General features: G+C 38.4%; 18 protein-coding genes. 6 read left to right on the top strand and 12 right to left on the bottom strand.

Translation table 11 applies throughout. The annotated features are described in order from the left end of the window. Positions 1–87 precede the first annotated feature (87 nt). Positions 88–2,277, top strand: a complete 2,190-nt coding sequence (locus ACJJVU_RS01375) for a response regulator (RefSeq protein ID WP_405221485.1) — start codon at positions 88–90, stop codon at positions 2,275–2,277. A gap of 2 nt (positions 2,278–2,279) precedes the next feature. Here the strand turns inward: ACJJVU_RS01375 and ACJJVU_RS01370 are convergent, their stop codons facing one another. Beyond that, positions 2,280–3,395, bottom strand: a complete 1,116-nt coding sequence (locus tag ACJJVU_RS01370) for a CNNM domain-containing protein (protein WP_298323167.1) — start codon at positions 3,393–3,395, stop codon at positions 2,280–2,282. Between the two features lie 184 nt (positions 3,396–3,579). Between ACJJVU_RS01370 and ACJJVU_RS01365 the strand changes: the two genes are divergently transcribed. Beyond that, positions 3,580–4,251: an HAD family hydrolase gene (locus tag ACJJVU_RS01365; RefSeq protein WP_405221481.1), complete on the top strand. Its 672-nt coding sequence runs from the start codon at positions 3,580–3,582 to the stop codon at positions 4,249–4,251. 29 nt (positions 4,252–4,280) lie between these two features. Here ACJJVU_RS01365 and ACJJVU_RS01360 read toward each other — a convergent pair whose 3' ends face one another. Both ACJJVU_RS01360 and hemB read right to left on the bottom strand, forming a co-directional pair. Then, positions 4,281–4,730, bottom strand: a complete 450-nt coding sequence (locus ACJJVU_RS01360; protein ID WP_405221478.1) for a DUF3291 domain-containing protein — start codon at positions 4,728–4,730, stop codon at positions 4,281–4,283. A gap of 175 nt (positions 4,731–4,905) precedes the next feature. Continuing rightward, on the bottom strand, positions 4,906–5,889 hold the full coding sequence (hemB, locus tag ACJJVU_RS01355; protein WP_035334975.1) for a porphobilinogen synthase: 984 nt from the start codon (positions 5,887–5,889) through the stop codon (positions 4,906–4,908). A gap of 127 nt (positions 5,890–6,016) precedes the next feature. Between hemB and ACJJVU_RS01350 the strand changes: the two genes are divergently transcribed. After that, on the top strand, positions 6,017–8,680 hold the full coding sequence (locus ACJJVU_RS01350; RefSeq protein ID WP_405221474.1) for a DEAD/DEAH box helicase family protein: 2,664 nt from the start codon (positions 6,017–6,019) through the stop codon (positions 8,678–8,680). Between the two features lie 48 nt (positions 8,681–8,728). Here ACJJVU_RS01350 and ACJJVU_RS01345 read toward each other — a convergent pair whose 3' ends face one another. The 8 genes from ACJJVU_RS01345 to hemA all read right to left on the bottom strand — a co-directional run bounded on the left by ACJJVU_RS01345 (position 8,729) and on the right by hemA (position 15,874). Continuing rightward, complete coding sequence (locus tag ACJJVU_RS01345; RefSeq protein ID WP_035334972.1) at positions 8,729–9,502, bottom strand: T9SS type A sorting domain-containing protein; 774 nt, start codon at positions 9,500–9,502, stop codon at positions 8,729–8,731. Between the two features lie 61 nt (positions 9,503–9,563). Continuing rightward, positions 9,564–10,469 (bottom strand): oxygen-dependent coproporphyrinogen oxidase, encoded by a 906-nt coding sequence (gene hemF, locus ACJJVU_RS01340; RefSeq protein ID WP_405221471.1) that lies wholly within the window; start codon positions 10,467–10,469, stop codon positions 9,564–9,566. Between the two features lie 131 nt (positions 10,470–10,600). Further along, positions 10,601–11,359, bottom strand: coding sequence for an EI24 domain-containing protein (locus ACJJVU_RS01335; protein ID WP_405221468.1), 759 nt, complete (start codon positions 11,357–11,359; stop codon positions 10,601–10,603). 63 nt (positions 11,360–11,422) lie between these two features. Further along, the gene (locus ACJJVU_RS01330) at positions 11,423–11,917 is read right to left on the bottom strand and encodes a DUF6973 domain-containing protein (RefSeq protein WP_405221465.1); all 495 of its coding nucleotides are present in this window, start codon (positions 11,915–11,917) and stop codon (positions 11,423–11,425) included. Next, positions 11,917–12,945 (bottom strand): uroporphyrinogen decarboxylase, encoded by a 1,029-nt coding sequence (gene hemE / locus ACJJVU_RS01325; RefSeq protein ID WP_405221462.1) that lies wholly within the window; start codon positions 12,943–12,945, stop codon positions 11,917–11,919. The genes ACJJVU_RS01330 and hemE overlap by 1 nt, the downstream gene beginning before the upstream one ends. Positions 12,946–13,045: 100 nt before the next feature. Beyond that, the gene (locus ACJJVU_RS01320) at positions 13,046–13,726 is read right to left on the bottom strand and encodes a uroporphyrinogen-III synthase (RefSeq protein WP_405221459.1); all 681 of its coding nucleotides are present in this window, start codon (positions 13,724–13,726) and stop codon (positions 13,046–13,048) included. Then, a complete protein-coding gene (gene hemC, locus ACJJVU_RS01315) occupies positions 13,723–14,637 on the bottom strand; it encodes a hydroxymethylbilane synthase (RefSeq protein ID WP_405221456.1) in 915 nt (304 codons plus the stop codon). Before hemC ends, ACJJVU_RS01320 begins: the two co-directional genes overlap by 4 nt. Continuing rightward, complete coding sequence (gene hemA, locus ACJJVU_RS01310; protein ID WP_108877569.1) at positions 14,630–15,874, bottom strand: glutamyl-tRNA reductase; 1,245 nt, start codon at positions 15,872–15,874, stop codon at positions 14,630–14,632. The genes hemC and hemA overlap by 8 nt, the downstream gene beginning before the upstream one ends. 210 nt (positions 15,875–16,084) lie before the next feature. On the opposite strand from hemA, the gene ACJJVU_RS01305 reads away from it, so the two are divergent. Together ACJJVU_RS01305 and hemH are read left to right on the top strand one after the other, a co-directional pair. Next, positions 16,085–16,975, top strand: coding sequence for a helix-turn-helix transcriptional regulator (locus ACJJVU_RS01305; protein ID WP_405221451.1), 891 nt, complete (start codon positions 16,085–16,087; stop codon positions 16,973–16,975). Between the two features lie 121 nt (positions 16,976–17,096). After that, on the top strand, positions 17,097–18,137 hold the full coding sequence (hemH, locus tag ACJJVU_RS01300) for a ferrochelatase (protein WP_339845881.1): 1,041 nt from the start codon (positions 17,097–17,099) through the stop codon (positions 18,135–18,137). A 56-nt stretch (positions 18,138–18,193) separates the two neighbouring features. On the opposite strand, the gene ACJJVU_RS01295 is transcribed toward hemH, so the two are convergent. After that, positions 18,194–18,604 carry a hypothetical protein gene (locus ACJJVU_RS01295; RefSeq protein WP_298323121.1) on the bottom strand — a complete coding sequence of 137 codons (411 nt, stop codon included), beginning with the start codon at positions 18,602–18,604 and terminating at the stop codon, positions 18,194–18,196. Positions 18,605–18,762: 158 nt separating this feature from the next. On the opposite strand from ACJJVU_RS01295, the gene ACJJVU_RS01290 reads away from it, so the two are divergent. Then, positions 18,763–20,145, top strand: a complete 1,383-nt coding sequence (locus ACJJVU_RS01290; protein ID WP_405221446.1) for an MATE family efflux transporter — start codon at positions 18,763–18,765, stop codon at positions 20,143–20,145. Positions 20,146–20,393 lie beyond the last annotated feature (248 nt).

Raw genomic sequence — 20,393 nt, 5'->3', positions numbered from 1 at the left:
CAGTACTTTTATAGATTATAATATCTACATATGCGGCTCGCGCAACACCTTACTTATCTTATTTTCAGCTTATTTTCTTTCATAATAATGGCGCAAACGCCATCACAAAACATAGAAAATTATCAAAGCAATACTCTGGATCTTGCTGCTATCCAATTGCAGAATCAAGAATATAAAAGTGCTATCCAAACGCTCGATGAGGTTCTTAAAAGAGCGCAAAATCAAGATGATAAAAACAAGCAGTATAGTGGTTACTCCATTCTAGGTAATGTGTATTTATCATTACAAGACACCACAAAGTCACGTAATGTTTTTGAGAAGGCATTAGTGATAGCTCAAGAGCTTAAAAATGATACACTACTAGCATCCTCCTACAACGATTTAGGAAAGTTATATGCATCCTCTGAGGAATATCAAGAAAAGGCAATTAACTACTTGCAAAGAAACATCGAACTCATAGAGAAGTTAGATGGCTCAGATAAGTCACTTGCAGCCCGCATAAACCTCGCAACACTGTACTTAAAACAAGAAAATTTTGAAGAAGCTTACCCTGCTTTAATGCAAGCAAAATTTGCCAGTTTAAGAGATTCTTTAGATCGTAAAAGTCGTGCACGAGTACTCACATTGTTAGGAAGATACTACACTAGCAGTAAACAAGAAACACTCGCCGAAGATGCTTTTATGGAAGCGATAGACATCAGCTTCTCAGAAGGCTTAGTAGCCGAAGAGGAGGAAGCTCAAAAGCATCTTGCAAAATATTATGAAAACAATAATAATTTTGAGGCAGCATACTACCATTCACAGCGACAATTACAGCTAGCAAACGAGGTTTTTAAAAATGAAAACCAAAAGGAGTTACAAGTAGCAAGTGCTCAGTTTTACTCTCGAGAGAATGAACGTGACCTTGAGATAGCAACAAAGGAAAAAGAACTTTTAGATAGATTGGCTGAGAGTTCGCTTAAGACCACGACAGCACTCCTTTTTGCTTCATCCATATTACTTGTGGCGCTTTTTATAATTTTCACATTGTATCGAGCACGCAAGCAAAACTTATTGCGCTTACGCGAAAAAAATAAGCAACTAGAAAAAGCAAAAAATGACGCCGAAGAGCTTTCAAAGCTTAAAACCCAATTCTTCTCAACAATAAGCCACGAGTTACGTACACCGCTTTATGGTGTTATAGGGATTGCCTCAATTTTGCTTGAAGATACCGAAGTAAATAAGCATAGACATGATTTGAGGTCGCTTAAATTCTCTGCAGATTATCTGCTTGCACTCATTAACGATGTGCTCCTTATGAGTAAGATGGAGGCAAAAAACATTAAGCTTGAGCACACTCCTTTTAAACTCAATACACTCTTACGAAGTATTACGCATTCATTTGAATTTAGTCTAGAGCAAAACAATAACAAGTTACACTTAGAGATAGATAAAGACCTTCCTAACCAACTTGTGGGAGACTCAGTAAGGCTATCTCAAATTTTAATGAACCTGATAGGAAACGCCATTAAATTTAATGAGAATGGAAATATATGGGTGCGTATAAAAAAGGAGTCTATTACTGCTGATGGGTTTTATAGAACGGCATTTAGCATAGAAGATGACGGCATGGGAATTCCTAAAAATAGCCAGCAAAGTGTTTTTGAAGAATTCTCTCAAGTAGAAAATAAAAACTACAACTATCAAGGTACTGGCCTAGGATTACCTATTGTGAAGAAATTACTAGCGCTTTACGATAGCGATATAACATTGGTAAGTGAAGAAGGAAATGGTGCGACATTCTCATTTGTAATTAACCTAGAGAAAGCCACGGGAATAGCAGCTGTAGAGCAACAACAACTAGACGCTATAGAAAGTGTACATACACTGCAAGGAGCGCATCTTCTAGTAGTAGATGATAACCGCATTAACCAAAAGATCACTCAAAAGCTTCTGGAAAACAAAGGCTTTACATGTGACCTCGCTAGTGATGGTATAGAAGCAGTAACTATGGCTCAAAAGGAAACATATGACTTAATCCTTATGGATATCCATATGCCTAAAAAAGACGGTGTCGAAGCGACTAAGGATATTAGAAAATTTGACACAGATATCCCAATAGTAGCACTCACAGCTGTGGAGATTGATGAGATACGTCATAAAATCTACAAGGCAGGGATGGATGACATTCTAGTTAAGCCTTACGATGTATCTCTATTCTTAAGTGTAATACTTCGTAATATAAAAAACAAAAAGGCACAAACAATTTTACCTACTGGAGAAGAGCTTCTAAATTGATGTTATAAACCAGAAGGCTTATTTTCTGGATTGCTGTCATCATAAAGACCCAACGTTTTTGCGCGTTTTTGCCAGTTTTTTCTAGCTAGTGTTTGCAAGTCGGCAACGCTGTCGCTTTCATCCATGATTTCTAGTCCTAGTAAAGTTTCAATAACGTCTTCCATGGTAACGAGACCACTCATAGTTCCATACTCATCCACCACTAGCGCTACATGGTTTTTAGTAGAAATAAGCTGATCAAATAGATCTGGAATAGGCAAATTGCGCTTCGTAACAAGAATAGGACGTTCTATCTCTTTTAGGGTAGTTGAATGTTTGTCTAAAGCCATTTCGCGATACACTTCGCTTTTTAAAACAATACCTGTGATATGATCTCTTGTTCCTTCAAAAATAGGAATACGAGAAAAACGTAATGATTGATTCTCAGCAAAAAAGTCGGCAACGGTGGTTGATGCGTCTGCCATTTTGATCACCGTACGAGGCGTCATGATATCTTTAGTAAGCACCTCTTTAAACGTAAGAAGATTATTAAGAATTTTTGATTCACTTTCTTCAAAAACACCATCTTCACCCGCCATTTGTGCCATTGCAGTAAAGTCTTCACGGCTCAACACACTCTCGTGATGACCACCGCCACCTACCATACGCGTAAAAAGCTGTAGTAACCATAAAATACCTGTGTATTTTAAACTGGCCACCATAATTGTGAGCGTCTTTGCAGAGAAATTTGCAAGAGACTTCCAGAATTTTGCACCTATAGTTTTTGGTATAATCTCACTCGCAATTAAGATAAGTAGCGTCATTAAAGCAGATACAAAACCAAGAAAATTGATCTCTGTAAATCCAAGGTTAATAACAAATTCCGGGTATAAATCTGCAGCGACAGTACCCACCATCATTGCACCCACAGTATGGGCAAGCGTATTTAGGGTAAGGATTGCGATAAGTGGTTTATCTACATCTTTTTTAAGCTCTTCAAGAGTTTCAGCATAGGCTTTTCCCTCGTTTTTCTTGATGTTTATAAACGTAGGTGTCACACTCAGAAGTACAGCTTCAAGTATAGAACACAAGAATGAAAAAAAGATTGATATAGTTGCCCACAACAGTAATTGACCCATAATAAAGTGATTGTTTTATGTAAATGTATGGAAAAAGCGACGATACTTTAGCGGTGTTAGACGTACTTTATATGTAGGCACGCTTTCGCGAAAGCGTAATTAATCACATCATTGCTAAATCATAACAATAATTTAAGACCAAACACTTGATTTTTGGGTAGGTTCGCATCTCTTATAATTAGATATGAAAAAGCAAGAATTAAAGGCAGTACTTTTTGATTTTGACGGAACTCTAGTAAACTCCGAATCATTGCATTTTGATGCATTTAATGAGTTGCTTGAGCCGTTTAATATCGAGTATTCTTGGGAGGAATATGCAGCGACTATGGCTGGAAAGCCAGCATACTATGCATTAGAACAAATTATCAAGGAACATAATCTTGATGTTCCATTTGAAGAAACGCTTAAGAGAAAGGAAGCGTTGTCTTATAAAAATCTTCGTAACTCGCCAGTTACATTTATGCCTCATGCAATAGAGACGCTCAATTATTATAAAGATAAGGGAATCACCCTAGCGCTTGTCACAGGAAGTGATCGTGAGATGGTAGACATTATTTTTGGTAAGGAAGATCTCGCACACTTTTTTGAGATTACAGTGACTTCCTCAGATGTAAAGGATACAAAACCTAATCCAGAATCTTACCTCAAAGCACTTGGTGATCTAGGTCTCCAGCCAGAAAATTGCATCGCTATAGAAGATACACACAGCGGTATGACTTCTGCAAAAGACGCAGGATTGCAGTGTTTAATAGTACAACACGACATTACACAACATAAGAGGTTGCAAAGAGCAGATGCACTCTTCACAGATTTAAGAGAAGCAAGAGCACATATTGAAGAGTACTTTTCTTTCTAGAAACTTATTTTTTCGCGAAAGCGGAAACTTTACTTAGGCTTTTCAAAAACTTCTTTAAAAGTAAATGCGTGTTCACTAGCACCATTTTCTTGGAGATAACCGAGTCTTTCAATCGCCTCTTTTTCTGTGGGAGTAGTTCCAGCTTTTATCCACCATAACGCATAATGTGCTTCACCATACTTTTGAAACCATTCCTTCTGGCGTTTCATGATGGCAGTGTGGAACGTCGTATAAGTATACGCTCTAAGCGACTCAACATCTTCCCACACGGAGAAATTTATAAGTATCTGCTCATTTGCTAGCGCATTAGGTTGAGGTGCGGCATTCTCATCAAAGACATCCCGCCACACAAAACCTTTAGATTGTTCTGCAAGCGCGTTTACCTCATCAGTATGATCTCTAAAATCCTTCATCTCGGGATCATTTATAGAGACCCCTTTCATTCGGGCGACGTTTACTTGAGCGAGGTGGTAGTTCATATAGTTACTTTCTAGACCTGCGAGGTTTTGCCAATAGGCAACCTTGTAGGTCTGGTTATTACAGCGGATTTACCAAACCAAGTTGTTATTAATTTTTGGTAATGCTTGTCGTTCAGACCTACAAGGAAGTCTTCGTTCCTCAGACTATACCTCGCAGGTCGTTGTGTTATTCTAATTAACTAATCAGCTTTACGACATCCTTTGCAAAGTAACTTGCCATCATGGTTGCTCCTGCACGTTTAATGGCGATTACTTGCTCCATCATCACGCTATCATGATCTAGCCAACCTTTTTCGGCAGCGGCTTTTAGCATTGCATACTCGCCACTCACTTGATATACGGCAATAGGTACATTTACTGCTTCTCGTAGGTCACGCACGATATCTAGGTAGCAAAGGCCTGGTTTTACCATAACGATATCAGCTCCTTCCTCAATATCCATGAGCGTTTCTTTAATCGCCTCATCACGATTTGCAAAATCCATCTGATACGTTTTCTTATCCTTTGGAACATCTTTGAGATCAACTGGGGCGCTATCTAAGGCATCACGGAAAGGGCCATAAAAGGAACTTGCATACTTTGCGCTATAGCTCATAATACCAGTGTTATAAAAACCTTCATCTTCTAGCAATGTGCGCATCTCAAAAATACGACCATCCATCATATCACTTGGCGCAAGAATATCTGCACCTGCACGAGCGTGGCTTAGTCCCATTTCGGCAAGAACAGCGGCGGTATCATCATTTACAATCTCTCCGCTTCCTACAATCCCATCGTGGCCAAAAGAAGAATACGGATCTAATGCCACATCTGTCATCACAACCATTTCTGGGCATGCATCCTTAACCGTCTTAATTGCACGCTGCATAAGTCCGTCACTATTAAGAGCCTCTGTTCCAGAGTTGTCTTTAAGGTTATCTGGCACTTTTACAAAAAGCAGTACAGATTTTAATCCCATTGACCACAACTCTTTTACCTCTTTGGCTATGAGTTCTAAGCTATACCTGTAATACCCAGGCATAGAGTTAATTTCTTCTTTCACACCCTTTCCTTCCACCACAAAAAGTGGAACAATAAAATCATTAGGAGTGATGTATGTCTCACGCACGATAGAACGTATAGCTTCTGAGGTGCGTAGTCTGCGATTTCTGCGTAGCATAAAAAAGAGGTATATAGATTTATAATCGTCTCGTTAGGTGACCACAACTCTTTTACAAATAGTCGTTCGTACTTCGAATTGTGTGCCTTATATTTAAACAAATTTACCAATTAATTTACCACTCCCTTTGCTTAAAGAAGCCTTTCATTTCATATACCCGTGGCGCACCTATCAGGAGCGATTTTTAAAGGATTTTAAAAGCCATGCTTCAGATGATCATTTGCATGTAGTCGCACCTCCAGGCTCTGGTAAAACAGTGCTTGGCCTTGAGATGATGCGCCGTGTTAACCAGAAGACGCTTGTACTTGCACCTACAATTACAATAAGAAACCAGTGGGAGCAACGTATGTTTGAGTGCTTTGTGAGCGAGGAAGATTGTACTATTCCGCTTTCGCGAAATATAAAAGAGCCTGCACACATCACTTTTGCAACTTACCAATCACTACACGCTTTTTCAAAAAATGAAATGGAAGGCGACATGGATCGGCTGGTAGCTTTTTTCGCGGAAGCGGGCATCAAACATATTGTATTAGACGAAGCACATCACCTTAAAAATGAGTGGTGGAAACCACTTTTTGCCCTCAAAACACTAGAGGGAACACTCACCGCATTGACCGCCACACCACCTTATGATAGTGAGCAACGAGAAATAGCCAAATACTTCCAATTATGCGGCCCGATAGATATTGAAATAAGCGTTCCAGAATTAGTAAGAGAGGGAAATCTATGCGCACACCAAGATTACATTTATTTCTCCGAACCAGACGAAGCTCAAATTCAATACATTCTTAAATACCGAGTAAAATCAAAGGGTTTCATTGATTCATTGGTAGAAAATGATAATTTTGGAACGTTCGTTTTAGAACATACTTTGTACACATTGACAGATGGATTACTTGATCCTATCTACGAGAAACCAGATTTTTACGTTGCCATTCTCGTGTATCTTCAAGCACGTGGTCATGAGATCCCAAAAGAGAAAATAGAGGTGCTGGGAGTAGATACTGAGAAGGCTCAATTACCACTTTTTAATCAAGAATGGGCAGAGCGATTATTACAACCTATACTTGTTACAGACAGAGAGCTTTTTCTAGAAGATGAGGAAATGCTGCTGGATGTAGAAAAGCAGTTGCGTAGAGTTGGCGCCTTTGATAATAATAGGGTGAACTTTAAAGGAGAGCGTCAGCTCTATAAATCACTTGCGCAAAGTCCAAATAAACTTAAAAGTATTTGCGAGATCATAAATTTTGAATCCCAAGAAATGGGAGCAGATCTTCGTGCAGTAATCCTCACTGATTATGTGCGTAAAGAATTTTTAGAAAGTGTAAATGATGACCTGGAAGATGTAAATAAACTTGGTGTTGTTCCAATTTTTCATCACCTACGGCACTCGCTTGTGCAACACGTAGAAAGCTGGCAAGGAATAAACAAATTAGAAAAACTAGCCGTTCTCACGGGTACACTTGTTATTGTGCATAAACGCTTAGAAAGCGAAATCATCAAAGTACTTTCTAATGATGATTATACCATTACACCTCTTGATGGGACGGAGTTTATCATTGTAAAAACAAAGGAACGAGCAAAGAGCATTATTGTGAGTGTGATTACTCAGTTATTTACAGGTGGTCACATACAAATTCTGGTAGGCACCGCTGCCTTGCTAGGAGAAGGATGGGATGCTCCTGCTATTAATACTTTAGTACTTGGTTCCTACGTAAGCTCTTTTGTAATGTCTAATCAGATGCGTGGTCGTGCTATACGTGTGCAATCTGGTAATCCAGATAAAGTGGCTTCCATCTGGCATCTCGCGTGTATAGATCCTACCATAGATGGCGGTGGTGAAGATGTGGCAAAACTTGTAAAACGTTTTGACGCCTTTTGTGGAGTATCCCTTGAAAATGATCCTTTTATAGAAAATGGCGCCGATCGCTTTGCACTGCCTACAACTATTGTCAATAAAGAAGTACTTAATAATAAAATGCTGCAGCTAGCAGCAAAGAGAAGCCATATTAAAGAGCGCTGGAATAAAGCTATAGGGACTGGAAAGTTACTCGTAAGAGAACTAAAGTTTGATTTTAGCCCCAGTACCAAGAAGAAAGAATCCGAAACACAAAAGGTCTATTATAAAGATGCTGTAAAGTATAGTTTTATGCAGCTAGGCGCCGTTATTACTATGACTATCCCGGAGGTGATTATTAATAATGTAGGCAGCTATTTTTCTAAAGGGATGTTGTTTTTTATTTATGCTACTCTTGGCTCTATTGTTCTCGTATTAGCACCTAAAACTTACAAGGCGATTGTCAAGTATCTTAAATTTGGGCGTATCGATAAGCAAGTGTATAAAATGGGGCAAGTGGTGTTAAAGTCACTGCGTGAGCGATTACTCATTACCACCCAACTACAACAAATTAAGCTCGGCGTAGAGTATTTACCTAACGGGGAGATTGCTTGTTTTCTCACAGGCGCCACGGCAAAGGAGGAAATACTTTTTGTAAACTGCCTGCAAGAACTTCTAGAACCCGTAGATAATGCACGCTATATGATTGAACAATCGGGTTGGTTTCAAGAGAAATTTGGACTTGCAAACTACTACAGCGTCCCGTCTATATTTACAGCCAATAAGAAAGATGCTGCCTTGTTTTTCAAGTACTGGCAGATTTTTGTGAGTGATGACGCACGACTGACTTTTACAAGAACACGGGATGGAAGGAAGCAATTACTTAAAGCACGTTTTCACTATTTGAATACCGAGAATGGCCTCAAAACCAAGACGAGTGCTATATGGAGGTAAGAGGTTTTTCGCTTTCGCGAAAATGGGCTTAATAAAAATTTTAATTTTTTAAAGTTTAACTATCCTATTTGTTATAATTGAATTTTGATATTTATAACGTATAAAATACAGTCCACTTTCTAAAAAAGAAATATTTAATTCGTTATCAATTGCTTGCATTTTTGTTATTTGACCGGTCATTGATATTAAAACTATGCTTTCAATATTTTCTGGTAATTTTAAAAAGCCTGACGTTGGATTAGGAAAGATGCTCTTAGTATTTAAAGTAACCCCATTATTGTTGCTTAAAATTGTTTCTTCTAAATTTATTATAAAAGTTAAGTCACAATGGTTAAAACTTGCATTAGCGTCAAATTCATCTAGATCAGTTGAGCTTATAGCGTAACCGTTTTGATAAAATTCACCAGTAGGGTTTATGCACCCTGCTTTAAACCTAATGGTATTACTCCCGGCTATTTCACATTCTTGATTCAGGCAGAAGAGGAAAGCATATTGATTATCGGGTTGGAGTATTATATTTTCATTTATGCTTATGGAAGTTTCATTTGGACTACTATTTATAGCCACTAGGTCATGTTCGTAAATAATATCAGAGTTAGGACCTTGCAATAGTTTAAAAAATAAATTTTTAGATTGATCTTCATCTGAGTAGATAGTTAAATTAGTAATTGCTGCTTCTTGTGAAACAGTAAATATTTGGCCAACCCCGACGTTTGATGAATAAAGCGAATTGTCTACTAACTGTTCTATTGTGATTTGGGAATGTACTTTAAAAGAGAATATTAATAGTAGAAATAGGATTTTCTGAATGTTTTGAATCATCTTCTTAAGATTGTTTTCTTATAATTATCTTGTTGTCCGTTAAATAGTTCGGATAGTTTTATTAAGAAACCCACTCCTTCGGCTCCTGCAGCACTTTAATTAATCGTTCTTCTTCGCTTCCAGGTTCTGGGTGGTGATCATATTTCCACTGTACTACGGGGGGAAGGCTCATTAAGATACTTTCAATGCGGCCATTAGTTTTTAGACCAAAGAGGGTTCCTTTATCGTGTACGAGGTTAAACTCTACGTAACGACCACGGCGTACCTCTTGCCAGTCTTTTTGTTCTTTCGCGAAAGCGGTATCCTTTCTACGCTCCACAATAGGGACGTATGCCTCTAAGAAACTGTCACCCACAGTGGTCACAAAGTTGTACCAGTCTTGCATAGAGCGCTCTTCGGTAGCTTTACAGTAATCAAAAAATAAACCTCCTATACCGCGACCTTCGTTGCGGTGTGCGTTGTAAAAGTACTCATCACAACGCGCTTTATATTTTGGGTAAAAGTCGGCATCGTGTGTATCACAAGCATTTTTACACGTCTGGTGAAAATGAGTGGCATCTTCATCAAAAAGATAGTATGGTGTGAGGTCTTGACCTCCGCCAAACCATTGGTCTACAATGTTTCCTTCTTTGTCATACATCTCAAAATAACGCCAGTTTGCGTGTACTGTGGGTACCATAGGACTGCTAGGATGAAGCACCAGTGAGAGACCGCAGGCAAAGAAATTTGCATCTTTCACACCAAAGTGTTTTTGCATTGCCTCAGGAAGTATACCATGCACTTGTGAGGTATTTACACCTCCTTTTTCCAAAATATTTCCATTTTCAATCACACGTGTGCGACCACCACCACCTTCTGGGCGTTTCCAGTTATCTTCTTGAAATGTTGCTTTACCGTCAAGTTGCTCCAGTTTTGAAGTGATTTGATCTTGAAGATTGAGAATGTAGGCTACAAATTGTTCTTTCATTATATGCTTTTCAAACCCAAAATAGTGGGTGTATTGTTAATTGTTATGTTTTACTCTGACTATACCTCTTAGCTTAGGATGTTCTGGAATTTTTAGTTTTTACTTCTCAATCTATACCTGGCAATTACAAGCTAATTTACAGGCACTATACTTTTCTTTTTATCGAGGAGTGTTACCGTCTGCACAGTTGCTGCAGTTACAGAAACAGGTAATACTAATATAATTCCCACTATGGGAATTAGTAAAAACAGCATAAATACCATCCCATTCCCAATGGCTTGTCCTTTGTTACTCTTTACAAAATCAATGCTCTCGCGATATTTAAAATGACGTTCTAGAGTGTAATCCATATTACCAAAACCTGCATAATAGGATTGTGTGAGAAAAAGTAATACGGTTGCCGCTATGCTACCTATAATTGGAATAAGATTGAGTAATAAAATTGGGATGGTGATGAGTAATTCCAGCCCTAAGTTACGCACGTTAATACGCACACCTCTCACCAGTTGCTCTGCATTACTTGTGTCTCTGTGTGCGTGATGTTCTCCTTTTAAATATGCCTCTATTTTTTCTGACACAGGACTCATGAATGGCGCGCTTAACGCCATGATAATGTGTTTGTATAGAATAAGACCTATGGCAATTATTAAGAGTGCGCTTAAGATTTGAGCAATGGTGTCAAAACCTTGTGCGCCCCATTCCCAAGGCCATATTTGGGCAATCCAGTGGCCTAGATTATCAGAAAATCCCCATGCAGATAATCCTATAGCTGCTGCTGTAATAAAGCTTATGATCATAGGGATGGCAAAGTATTTCCAAAGTCCCAGCTTTGAAATTAATCCAAATGATGTTCTATAGGTTTGTAGTCCGTTGAGAATGCCTTTTATCATGAGGTGCGTTTAGCGTGTTTTCAGTACAAATTAGGCTTAAAGATAATCACAGTTTATCAATTATTAGAGGGTCTCTTCTATGTAAATGAGTTCATTACAATGATTTTTAAACTGATTTTCTACAGTACGCTTTCGCGAAAGCGGAACCATTTTAAGTAAGTGCGCGACAAAGAAATGCTCTTCTTCTGGGTGAAACTGAGCTATTATATCACGGCCTACACGGTTATTGTGCAAGTCCATCGCTCTTGCTAGGGCAGCGTTTGGTGAAAAATCTTCATGCCAGTCTGTGATTTTTTTTGACCAGGCTAGTGATCGTTGTAAAGGCAAGCCTTTTTGAGTGCTATAATGAACGAGAAGGACATTCCACAATGCATGGCGAAAGGCATTCTCTGGCCCATTGAGGTGCTGCTTGTCACCATATAACTCATCGCAAATTGTGATCGTGCGACGTGTTCCTCTTATTGTGGGTAAAATGAATCTGGGGTGGCGCGCACTGAGCCAGAACAAACTCAAGAGCTGTCTATAATCCATAGATCGTAAGACAGCTCTTAGGTTCATTATGCTTTGTATTCTTTTACCGCCTCAATAAACGCTCCTGCATTTTCAATAGGAATGTTAGGTAAAATACCGTGACCAAGATTTACAATGTACTTGTCTTTTCCAAATTCATTAATCATCTCGTGCACCATTCTCTTAATCTCACTAGGAGGAGAGAATAAACGAGTAGGATCAAAGTTTCCTTGTAATGTGATATTACCACCAGTAAGATAACGGGCATTGCGTGCAGAGCACGTCCAGTCTACTCCTAGTGCAGATGCTCCAGATTTTGCCATTTTATCAAGTGCAAACCAGCATCCTTTCCCAAAAGCAATTACGGGAGCCTCATCTTTAAGCGCATCGATAATTTGCTGAATATATTGCCACGAGAATTCTTGATAATCTACTGGTGAGAGCATCCCTCCCCAGCTATCAAAAACTTGTACTGCATTTACTCCTGCTTCCACTTTTTTCTTAAGGTAAGCAATGGTAGTATCTGTGATTTTTTGAAGTAAAGCGTGTGCTGCTAGTGGTTGTGTAAAACAAAACTCCTTTGCTTTATCAAAGTTTTTTGAGCCTTGACCTTGCACACAGTAACAAAGAATCGTCCATGGAGAACCTGCAAAACCAATTAATGGAATCTCATCATTAAGTTTCTCTTTAGTCATCTTGATAGCGTCCATCACATACCCTAAAGTCTCATCGATATCTGGAACAATTACTTGCTCCACATCCTTTGCAGATCGTATAGGGTTAGGTAACCATGGACCTATATTAGGTTTCATTTCTACCTCAATATTCATCGCTTGTGGTATCACCAGGATATCAGAAAATAAAATAGCAGCATCCATACCATAACGACGTATAGGCTGTACGGTAATCTCACTTGCAAGCTCAGGAGTCTGGCAGCGTGTAAAGAAATCATACTTTGCTTTGATTTCCATAAATTCTGGAAGATATCTTCCAGCTTGACGCATCATCCATACTGGTGGACGGTCTACAGTTTCTCCTTTAAGTGCTCTTAAAAATAGGTCGTTTTTTATGCTCATATCTCTAGGTCTGTTCGAGCGCAGTCGAGAACTTAATTGTACTCTTATGATAAACCTCTCGACTGCGCTCGAGGGGACGATTTTATGTTTTTCTAGACGCTTAAATTCTAGATTCTTCTTTCAATGTTTTCACCGCCTTAGCAATCGTGCTTTCTATACTTGTTGCATTAGACACAACTACCTCTTTAAAGTGTAGTCTTGCCGTTGTTGCAGTGGTCTCGCCTATGCAAAACGCTGTGCTGTCTATTGCTCGTGTGTTTTTGTTCGCTTTCGCGAAAGCGTTAACACCGCTCGGACTAAAAAAAAATATACCATCAAATGAACGGTCAAAAGACTGAGCTATTTGATGTGTTTCATAAACTACCACTTCATCGCACACTACATTATTTTCTTTGAGTAATGTAGGTAATTCATCTCTGCGCTGTCTCCCGCAGAAATAGGTGAATGGTTCGTTTTTATGGTTTTCTATTATAAAACGAGCCAATTCTTCTCCATTTCGAGCTGTTTTTGTCGTTTTTATCCCGATTTCGGCTAAAAGCGCTGTTGTTTTTTCGCCAACAGTAAAACAACTTTTTATACTTTCTAATTGTTCACTAGAAAGATTGTTAAGTAAAGCGCGTGCTCCATTTTGACTAGTGATGATTACATTTTTAAGCTTTCGCGAAAGCGTAAAAGCAACCTCTTGTGTGCGTATCGCATCATATTCCACAAATTGTAAACCTGCATTGAGAAGTAATTCTCGCTGGTTTGGTTTTAATTTTTTTGTGGATAGCACGGTCATTTTTTTAAACTACTCTTAATCTCCTTCATTAACTCTCGTCCTCCATCATCAAGAATATCAAGGGCGCAATCTGTACCAAAACCAACAGCATTTGCTTTTGAAACAACCTGCTCTACTTCAATTTTTGTGGCACCATCTAGAGAGAATAATACTCCCCTAAATCGTATGTCGTCTCCTATTTCTTCTGCAAGAGCTCCTATAGGTGCTGTACACCCACCTTCAAGGGTTTTTAGAAACTCACGTTCTATATAAGTGCACAAAGCCGTAGGCTTGTGGTTTAGTGTGGTGCATGCATCTAGACAAAATTGATCCTCTTCCATTGCGACAATGAGCATGGCTCCTTGTGCTGGAGCAGGAAGCATCCAGTCTAGTACTTCGTAATTTTCTGGAAGTACATTAATACGCTCTAACCCAGCCTTTGCAAATATGGCACCCGTCCAGTCACTATCTTCCAGTTTTTGAAGTCGTGTATTTACGTTACCGCGTAAATCTGTAGTCTGATGGTTAGGGTATCTATTGAGCCATTGAGCCTGTCTTCTTAAACTTCCCGTAGCAATTGTGCATGGTTGTTTGTAGTCTGGTGCTCCTTTATGTACAAGAATATCTTCGGTTGCAGCTCTTTTGAGAACTGCAGCTTGCACAATCCCTATAGGCAATGCGGTGGGAACATCTTTCATGCTGTGTACAGCAATGTCAACGGTGCCGTTAAGCATTGCAACATCTAGCGTTTTTGTAAAAATACCTGTGATTCCTAACTCGTAGAGTGGCTTATCTAAGATAAGGTCTCCAGTAGATTTTACTGGTACAAGTTCAGTCTTGTATCCGTTTGCTTCTAGTTGTGATTGCACGGTTTTAGCTTGCCAGAGTGCTAGTTCGCTATCTCGAGTACCAATTCGTATGGTTTTACTCATTGTCGTTTTCGAGTTGAAATATAGATTGTATAAGTGCTATACTTTGATCTGTAGATCCGTTTGCGTTGCGTAAATGGTGAGCAAACTGATTTGTAATTTTTTGAATAATCTTGTCACTCATAGCAGTTGCACTCGCCTCACTAAAATCTGGCGTTTTCTTACGTACATTTTCAATCTCTGCAGCTTGTACTTCTTGAAGTCTTACTTTGAGAGCTTTCATGGTAGGAGCAAACTTTCTAGTTTGTAACCACACATTAAACTCGTCTGTGATTTCTGCAATGATCGCCTCTGCTTGAGGAATATAACCCTGGCGACGTTTTAAGGTCGCGTCTGTCATTTTTGATAATTGATCTAAGTGAAGGAGCGTGACATTCTCAAGCTCTTCTACATCATTAGACACATTTTTAGGAATAGAGAGATCCAGAATAAGTAGCGGTTTTTTACTGTGTAGTAATTCTTTACTTATTGTAGGTTTCTGAGCACCTGTAGCAACTACAAGGATGTCAGTTTGTGCAATCTCACTTTGTATATCTGCATATTCCTTTACGAGTAAATTAAATTTACCTGCAATTTTTTCTGCCTTTTCTTTAGTTCTATTAATGAGCGTGATATGCTCATTTTTAGTATGCTTTACTAAATTCTCGCAAGTATTGCGACCTATTTTTCCAGTACCAAAGAGAAGGATATTCTTATCTGAAACATAAGGAACGCGAGCCATAATATATTGAACAGCTGCAAAGCTCACAGAGGTAGCTCCACTGGAAATCTCTGTCTCGTTCTTAATACGTTTACTAGCTTGGATAACAGCATTTACTAATCGCTCCATAAATGGATTGATAAGTTGTAATTTCTTAGCACGCTTAAAACCAATTTTGAGTTGGCCAATGATCTCAAAGTCACCTAGAATCTGACTATCAAGACCAGTCCCTACTTTAAAGAGGTGTGCAATTGCATCGTCGCCTTTATGTAAATATGCAACGTCAAGAAATTCTTCAATGGTTCCGTGGGTGTGCTCGCAGAGAATTTTAACAAGCGTCATTGCGTCTGGAGCAAAGCCGTATAACTCTGTTCTATTGCAAGTGGAAATAACAGTAAGAGCAGTTACTCCTTCATTTTTGGCACCTTTAAGAATTGCCTCTTGAGCAGTTTCAGATATTGCAAAATGACCGCGCGTAGTTGCGTCGGCTTTTTTGTAACTAATACCTATGGCGTAAAATCGTTGTCTTTTCAAAAGCAAATATTCATTTCCTCTGATACTATCAGGGACGCAAAAGTAATAGTCACTTTCTTAAAAAAATAACGCTAGCGGTATCATTTATATCGTACAAGGTGTAAAATGAACGATAGAAGACGTAATTTTACATGAAGCACAGTGTTTACAGTAAAGTAGATGCCCTTGCTATTTTGTTTATTTAGAGCGATTCTAAATAAAATAATTACTTTTGCTATGGATGTATCACAAAAAAACAACGCTGAAAGCCTAATTAATGAAACCCTCATAGAAGATGGCTTTTTTATATTAAGATTTGATAATGAATCTGCTCAAAAACAGCAAGTTGAGCGTACGGTAAATAGTAGTTACATCCAGTTTCACTTTTGCTTGAAAGGGGCAGCTATTTTTAATTTTAATGATGGCGCTTATCAGCTACCTATACAAGAAGAAAACTCATTATTACTCTACAATCCGCAGCGGGATTTACCTATGAATTTAGAGCTAGCTCCAGAAACTTGGGTCGTTACACTCTTGATGTCTATTAAAAAGTTTCACAATTTATTTTCAAACGAGGCGAGTTTTATACACTTCTTGAGTGATGAAAATAAAGATCGTAAATACTATAAAGATGGTAGCATTTCTCCTAGTATGGCGATTGTGCTTAATCAGTTAATGAATTACAGCCTGCATCCTTCTATCCAGAAATTATATTTTAAAGGAAAGGCTTATGAGCTGCTTAGTCTATATTTTAATCGTCCTGCAGATGCAGATATTGAGCAATGTCCTTTCCTTGTAGATGAGGATAATGTTCAGAAAATAAAGCGTGCTAAGCAAATTATTATTGCTAGAATGGATGCACCACCTACATTGAGCGAACTGTCAGATGAGATAGGTTTATCACTTAATAAGCTTAAAGAAGGTTTTAAGCAGATTTATGGAGATTCGGTGTTTAGTTTTCTGTTTGATTATAAGATGGAAGTTGCGCGCCAGCTGCTAGAAACAGGATCCCACAATGTGAACGAAGTAGGATTAAAGGTAGGCTACAGCACCGCAAGTCACTTTATTACGGCATTCAAGAAGAAATTTGGTACTACGCCAAAAAAGTATTTAATGAGCTTAGGGTAAAAGTTATCACGCTTTCGCGAAAGCATAAAAAAGACAATACCAGTATCATAAAGTCTTATGGATAACATGAGGATGATACGATTGATATACTGTATTTTTGTTAAGGAAAAACTGAGAATAAATGAACAAAGGAGTTTTAATGGTAAATCTGGGATCACCAGATAGTACAGACCCAAAAGACGTAAAAAAATATTTAGGCGAGTTCTTAATGGACGAACGCGTAATTGATGTTCCTTATGCAGCACGCGCATTACTAGTAAAGGGAATTATATTAAATACACGTCCAAAGAAGAGTGCAGAGGCTTACAGTAAAATATGGTGGGATGAAGGATCACCGTTAATTGTACTTACACAGCGCCTTCAGAAAAAAGTGCAAGAGCATACAAAGTTGCCTGTTGAGATTGCGATGCGTTACGGTTCTCTATCTATTAAAGAAGGACTCCAGAAATTGCATGATCAAGGAGTAGATGAGGTGATGCTTTTACCACTATATCCTCATTATGCAATGGCAACCACAGAAACCATTACGGTACTTGCAGAGGAGTTAAGAGCTGAGTTTTTCCCAAAGATGAAAATTACAGATGTAAAACCATTCTACAAGGATGCAGATTACATTAAAGTATTAGGAGATTCTATTGCAGAGAGTCTTGAGGGTGTAGATTATGAGCACGTATTATTTTCTTATCACGGAGTTCCTGAGCGCCACATACGTAAAAGCGATGTAACTAAGGTACACTGTAAAATTGATGGTTCATGTTGTATGTCTGAGTCTGCAGCACATGAATTTTGCTACAGGCACCAGTGTTATGAGACTACTAGAATGGTAGGAGAATATCTAGGATGGGAGCCTTTAAAGTTTTCTACTAGTTTCCAGTCTCGTTTAGGTTTTGATCCATGGTTACAACCTTATACAGATCGTACTATTGAGCGCATGGGAAAAGAAGGATTTAAGAAAATGGCAATTGCTACACCAGCTTTTGTTTCAGACTGCTTAGAGACCTTAGAAGAAATTGCGATGGAAGGAGAAGAGATCTTTCACGAAGCTGGAGGAAAGGATTTCCATACCATTCCTTGCATAAATGATCGAGATGACTGGGCTGCGCTTATCGCCAAATGGGCAAATGAGTGGGCACTTGTAGAAAGTGGCAAAGCTATAGCTTAATAAAAGCTATAAATACATTACTTGAAGTAATGGAAAGTGAATTTTGCTTGATATAATTACCTTAACGGTTCTTCTGTGAGTGGTGATTTTTCACCAAATTTCACTTTCTTTATTTCTTTTTGTGCCTCCTCAAGGGTATCAAAAACAGTGAGTTTATATTTTGAAAAATTTTGCTCAAACTGCACTATCTGCTTGGTGTTAAACTTTTGTGCAACCACAAACATTGCATTAATATCTGCATAATAAGGACACTGTATATAAACAATAGGGTCGATTGTATAATCAATGGTTCTGTCAAATATGAATCCATATTTTAAACCGTTGTAGAAGGGGCGAGATTGCTCATGAAGAGCTATTGCTTTAGGAACATCTAGAACGATACCTTCATTCATTTTACAAACCACATAGGTTTTGTAAAACTCAATTATAGCAAAATTGAGATCTTTTTTTTGTAGTAAATCATCCATAGTTGCACTAGTTTGGGAGGTTTCAATGTCTTGAAAAACATCAGTTTAAATAGGGATAGTAGGTAATTTAAGAATTATATATTTGATTGACTGTTAACTACACACTAAATAATATTTTAATTGTACCATAGCAACTAGTATTAAAACTCAATATTAACTTGGCAAATAAAAATTCTACAGCCTTAGGCACAGAGCCCATTTCAAAACTATTGGTTAAGCAAGCCGTTCCTGCATCTATAGGAATACTTGTAATGTCGCTCAATATGATTGTAGATACCATTTTTGTAGGGAGATGGATAGGCCCTCTTGCAATTAGTGCTATTACAGTTGTTATTCCTGTAACATTTTTTATAGCAGCTATAGGGCTAGCAGTAGGTATAGGAGGTAGTTCTGTACTATCCCGCGCCTTAGGATCTGGTGATGATGATAAGGCACTTCGTGTTTTTGGTAATCAGATCACACTTACCTTTCTAGTATCTGGGCTTCTAGCAGTCTTAGGGCTTGTATTTCAAGATACGCTCATTGAGTTTTTTGGAGCAGATGACTCCTTTAAAGATATGGCGCTTACTTATTATCGTATTGTGCTTTATGGCATTGTCATGCTCGCTATGTGCATGATGGGTAATAACGTGATACGCGCAGAAGGCAAGCCTAAGTTTGCTATGTATGCTATGATTCTTCCTGCAATAGGTAATATAGGTATGGACTACGTACTCATAAATGTACTAGGTTATGGCATGGAAGGTGCCGCCTGGGCAACTTTTATTAGTTATGCTATATGCTTTGCATTTATCGTTTGGTTTTTCATATTCAAGAGCGAACTAAGAATCGTAGCCGAATGTCTCAAACTTAAAAAGAAAGTCGTTTCAGAGATTTCAGGGCTTAGCGCAGTAACCCTTGCACGTCAAGGAGTGATATCTGTGCTTACTATTTTACTTAATAATGTACTTATCAATTATGGAGACGCTCTTGACGTTGCGAGTTATGGGATTATAAGTAGGATGTTAATGTTTGCCCTGTTTCCCGTGATAGGGGTTACACAAGGTTTTATGCCTATCGCTAGCTATAATTATGGCGCAAATCAATATGATAGGGTGCGAGAAACTATTAAAACATCTATCATTTACGCAGGAGGATTAGCACTCGCCATTTTTATCATTATTATGGTAGTTCCAGATTTCTTTGTCTCATGGTTTATAAGTGATAGTCATGCAGACGCTCAGGCTATTGCAGATAATAATATACTAATGGAGCGCACACCAGATGCTTTGAGATGGGTTTTTGCGGCGACACCAGTAATTGTGATTCAATTAATAGGCGCTGTCTATTTCCAAGCGATAGGTAAGGCCGTTCCTGCATTATTACTCAGTCTTACAAAACAAGGTTTTTTCTTAATTCCGCTTGTATTGATATTACCTAATTACTTGGGAGTTTTTGGCGTTTGGATTGCATTTCCTATTGCAGATGTACTATCCACAATGGTTACAGGATATTTCTTAAGGCGTGATGTGACTAAAAATCTTACAGTAGCAGAAGAATAGAAGTACTACGCTTTCGCGAAAATGTGAATTACTTTAAAAAATCTTATTTCCGTCATTTCGAGCTTGTCGAGAAATCACATGACGTGAGCAGTTGTTGATGAGAATGATTTATTAGAATTTTTCTGAGCTTGATGCGAGATCTCTCCTTTGTCGAGATGACTATTGCTTGTCATTTCGAGCTTGACGAGAAATCTCATAACAGTGAGCAGTTACAGTTGAATATTGTTTTATTGATAATATCCTGAGCT

It is taken from the genome of Dokdonia sp. Asnod1-B02 (assembly GCF_045063955.1).
Lineage (GTDB): Bacteria > Bacteroidota > Bacteroidia > Flavobacteriales > Flavobacteriaceae > Dokdonia.
Note: the sequence above shows the minus strand (reverse complement) of the source record. Positions and strands in the feature narration are given on the sequence as shown.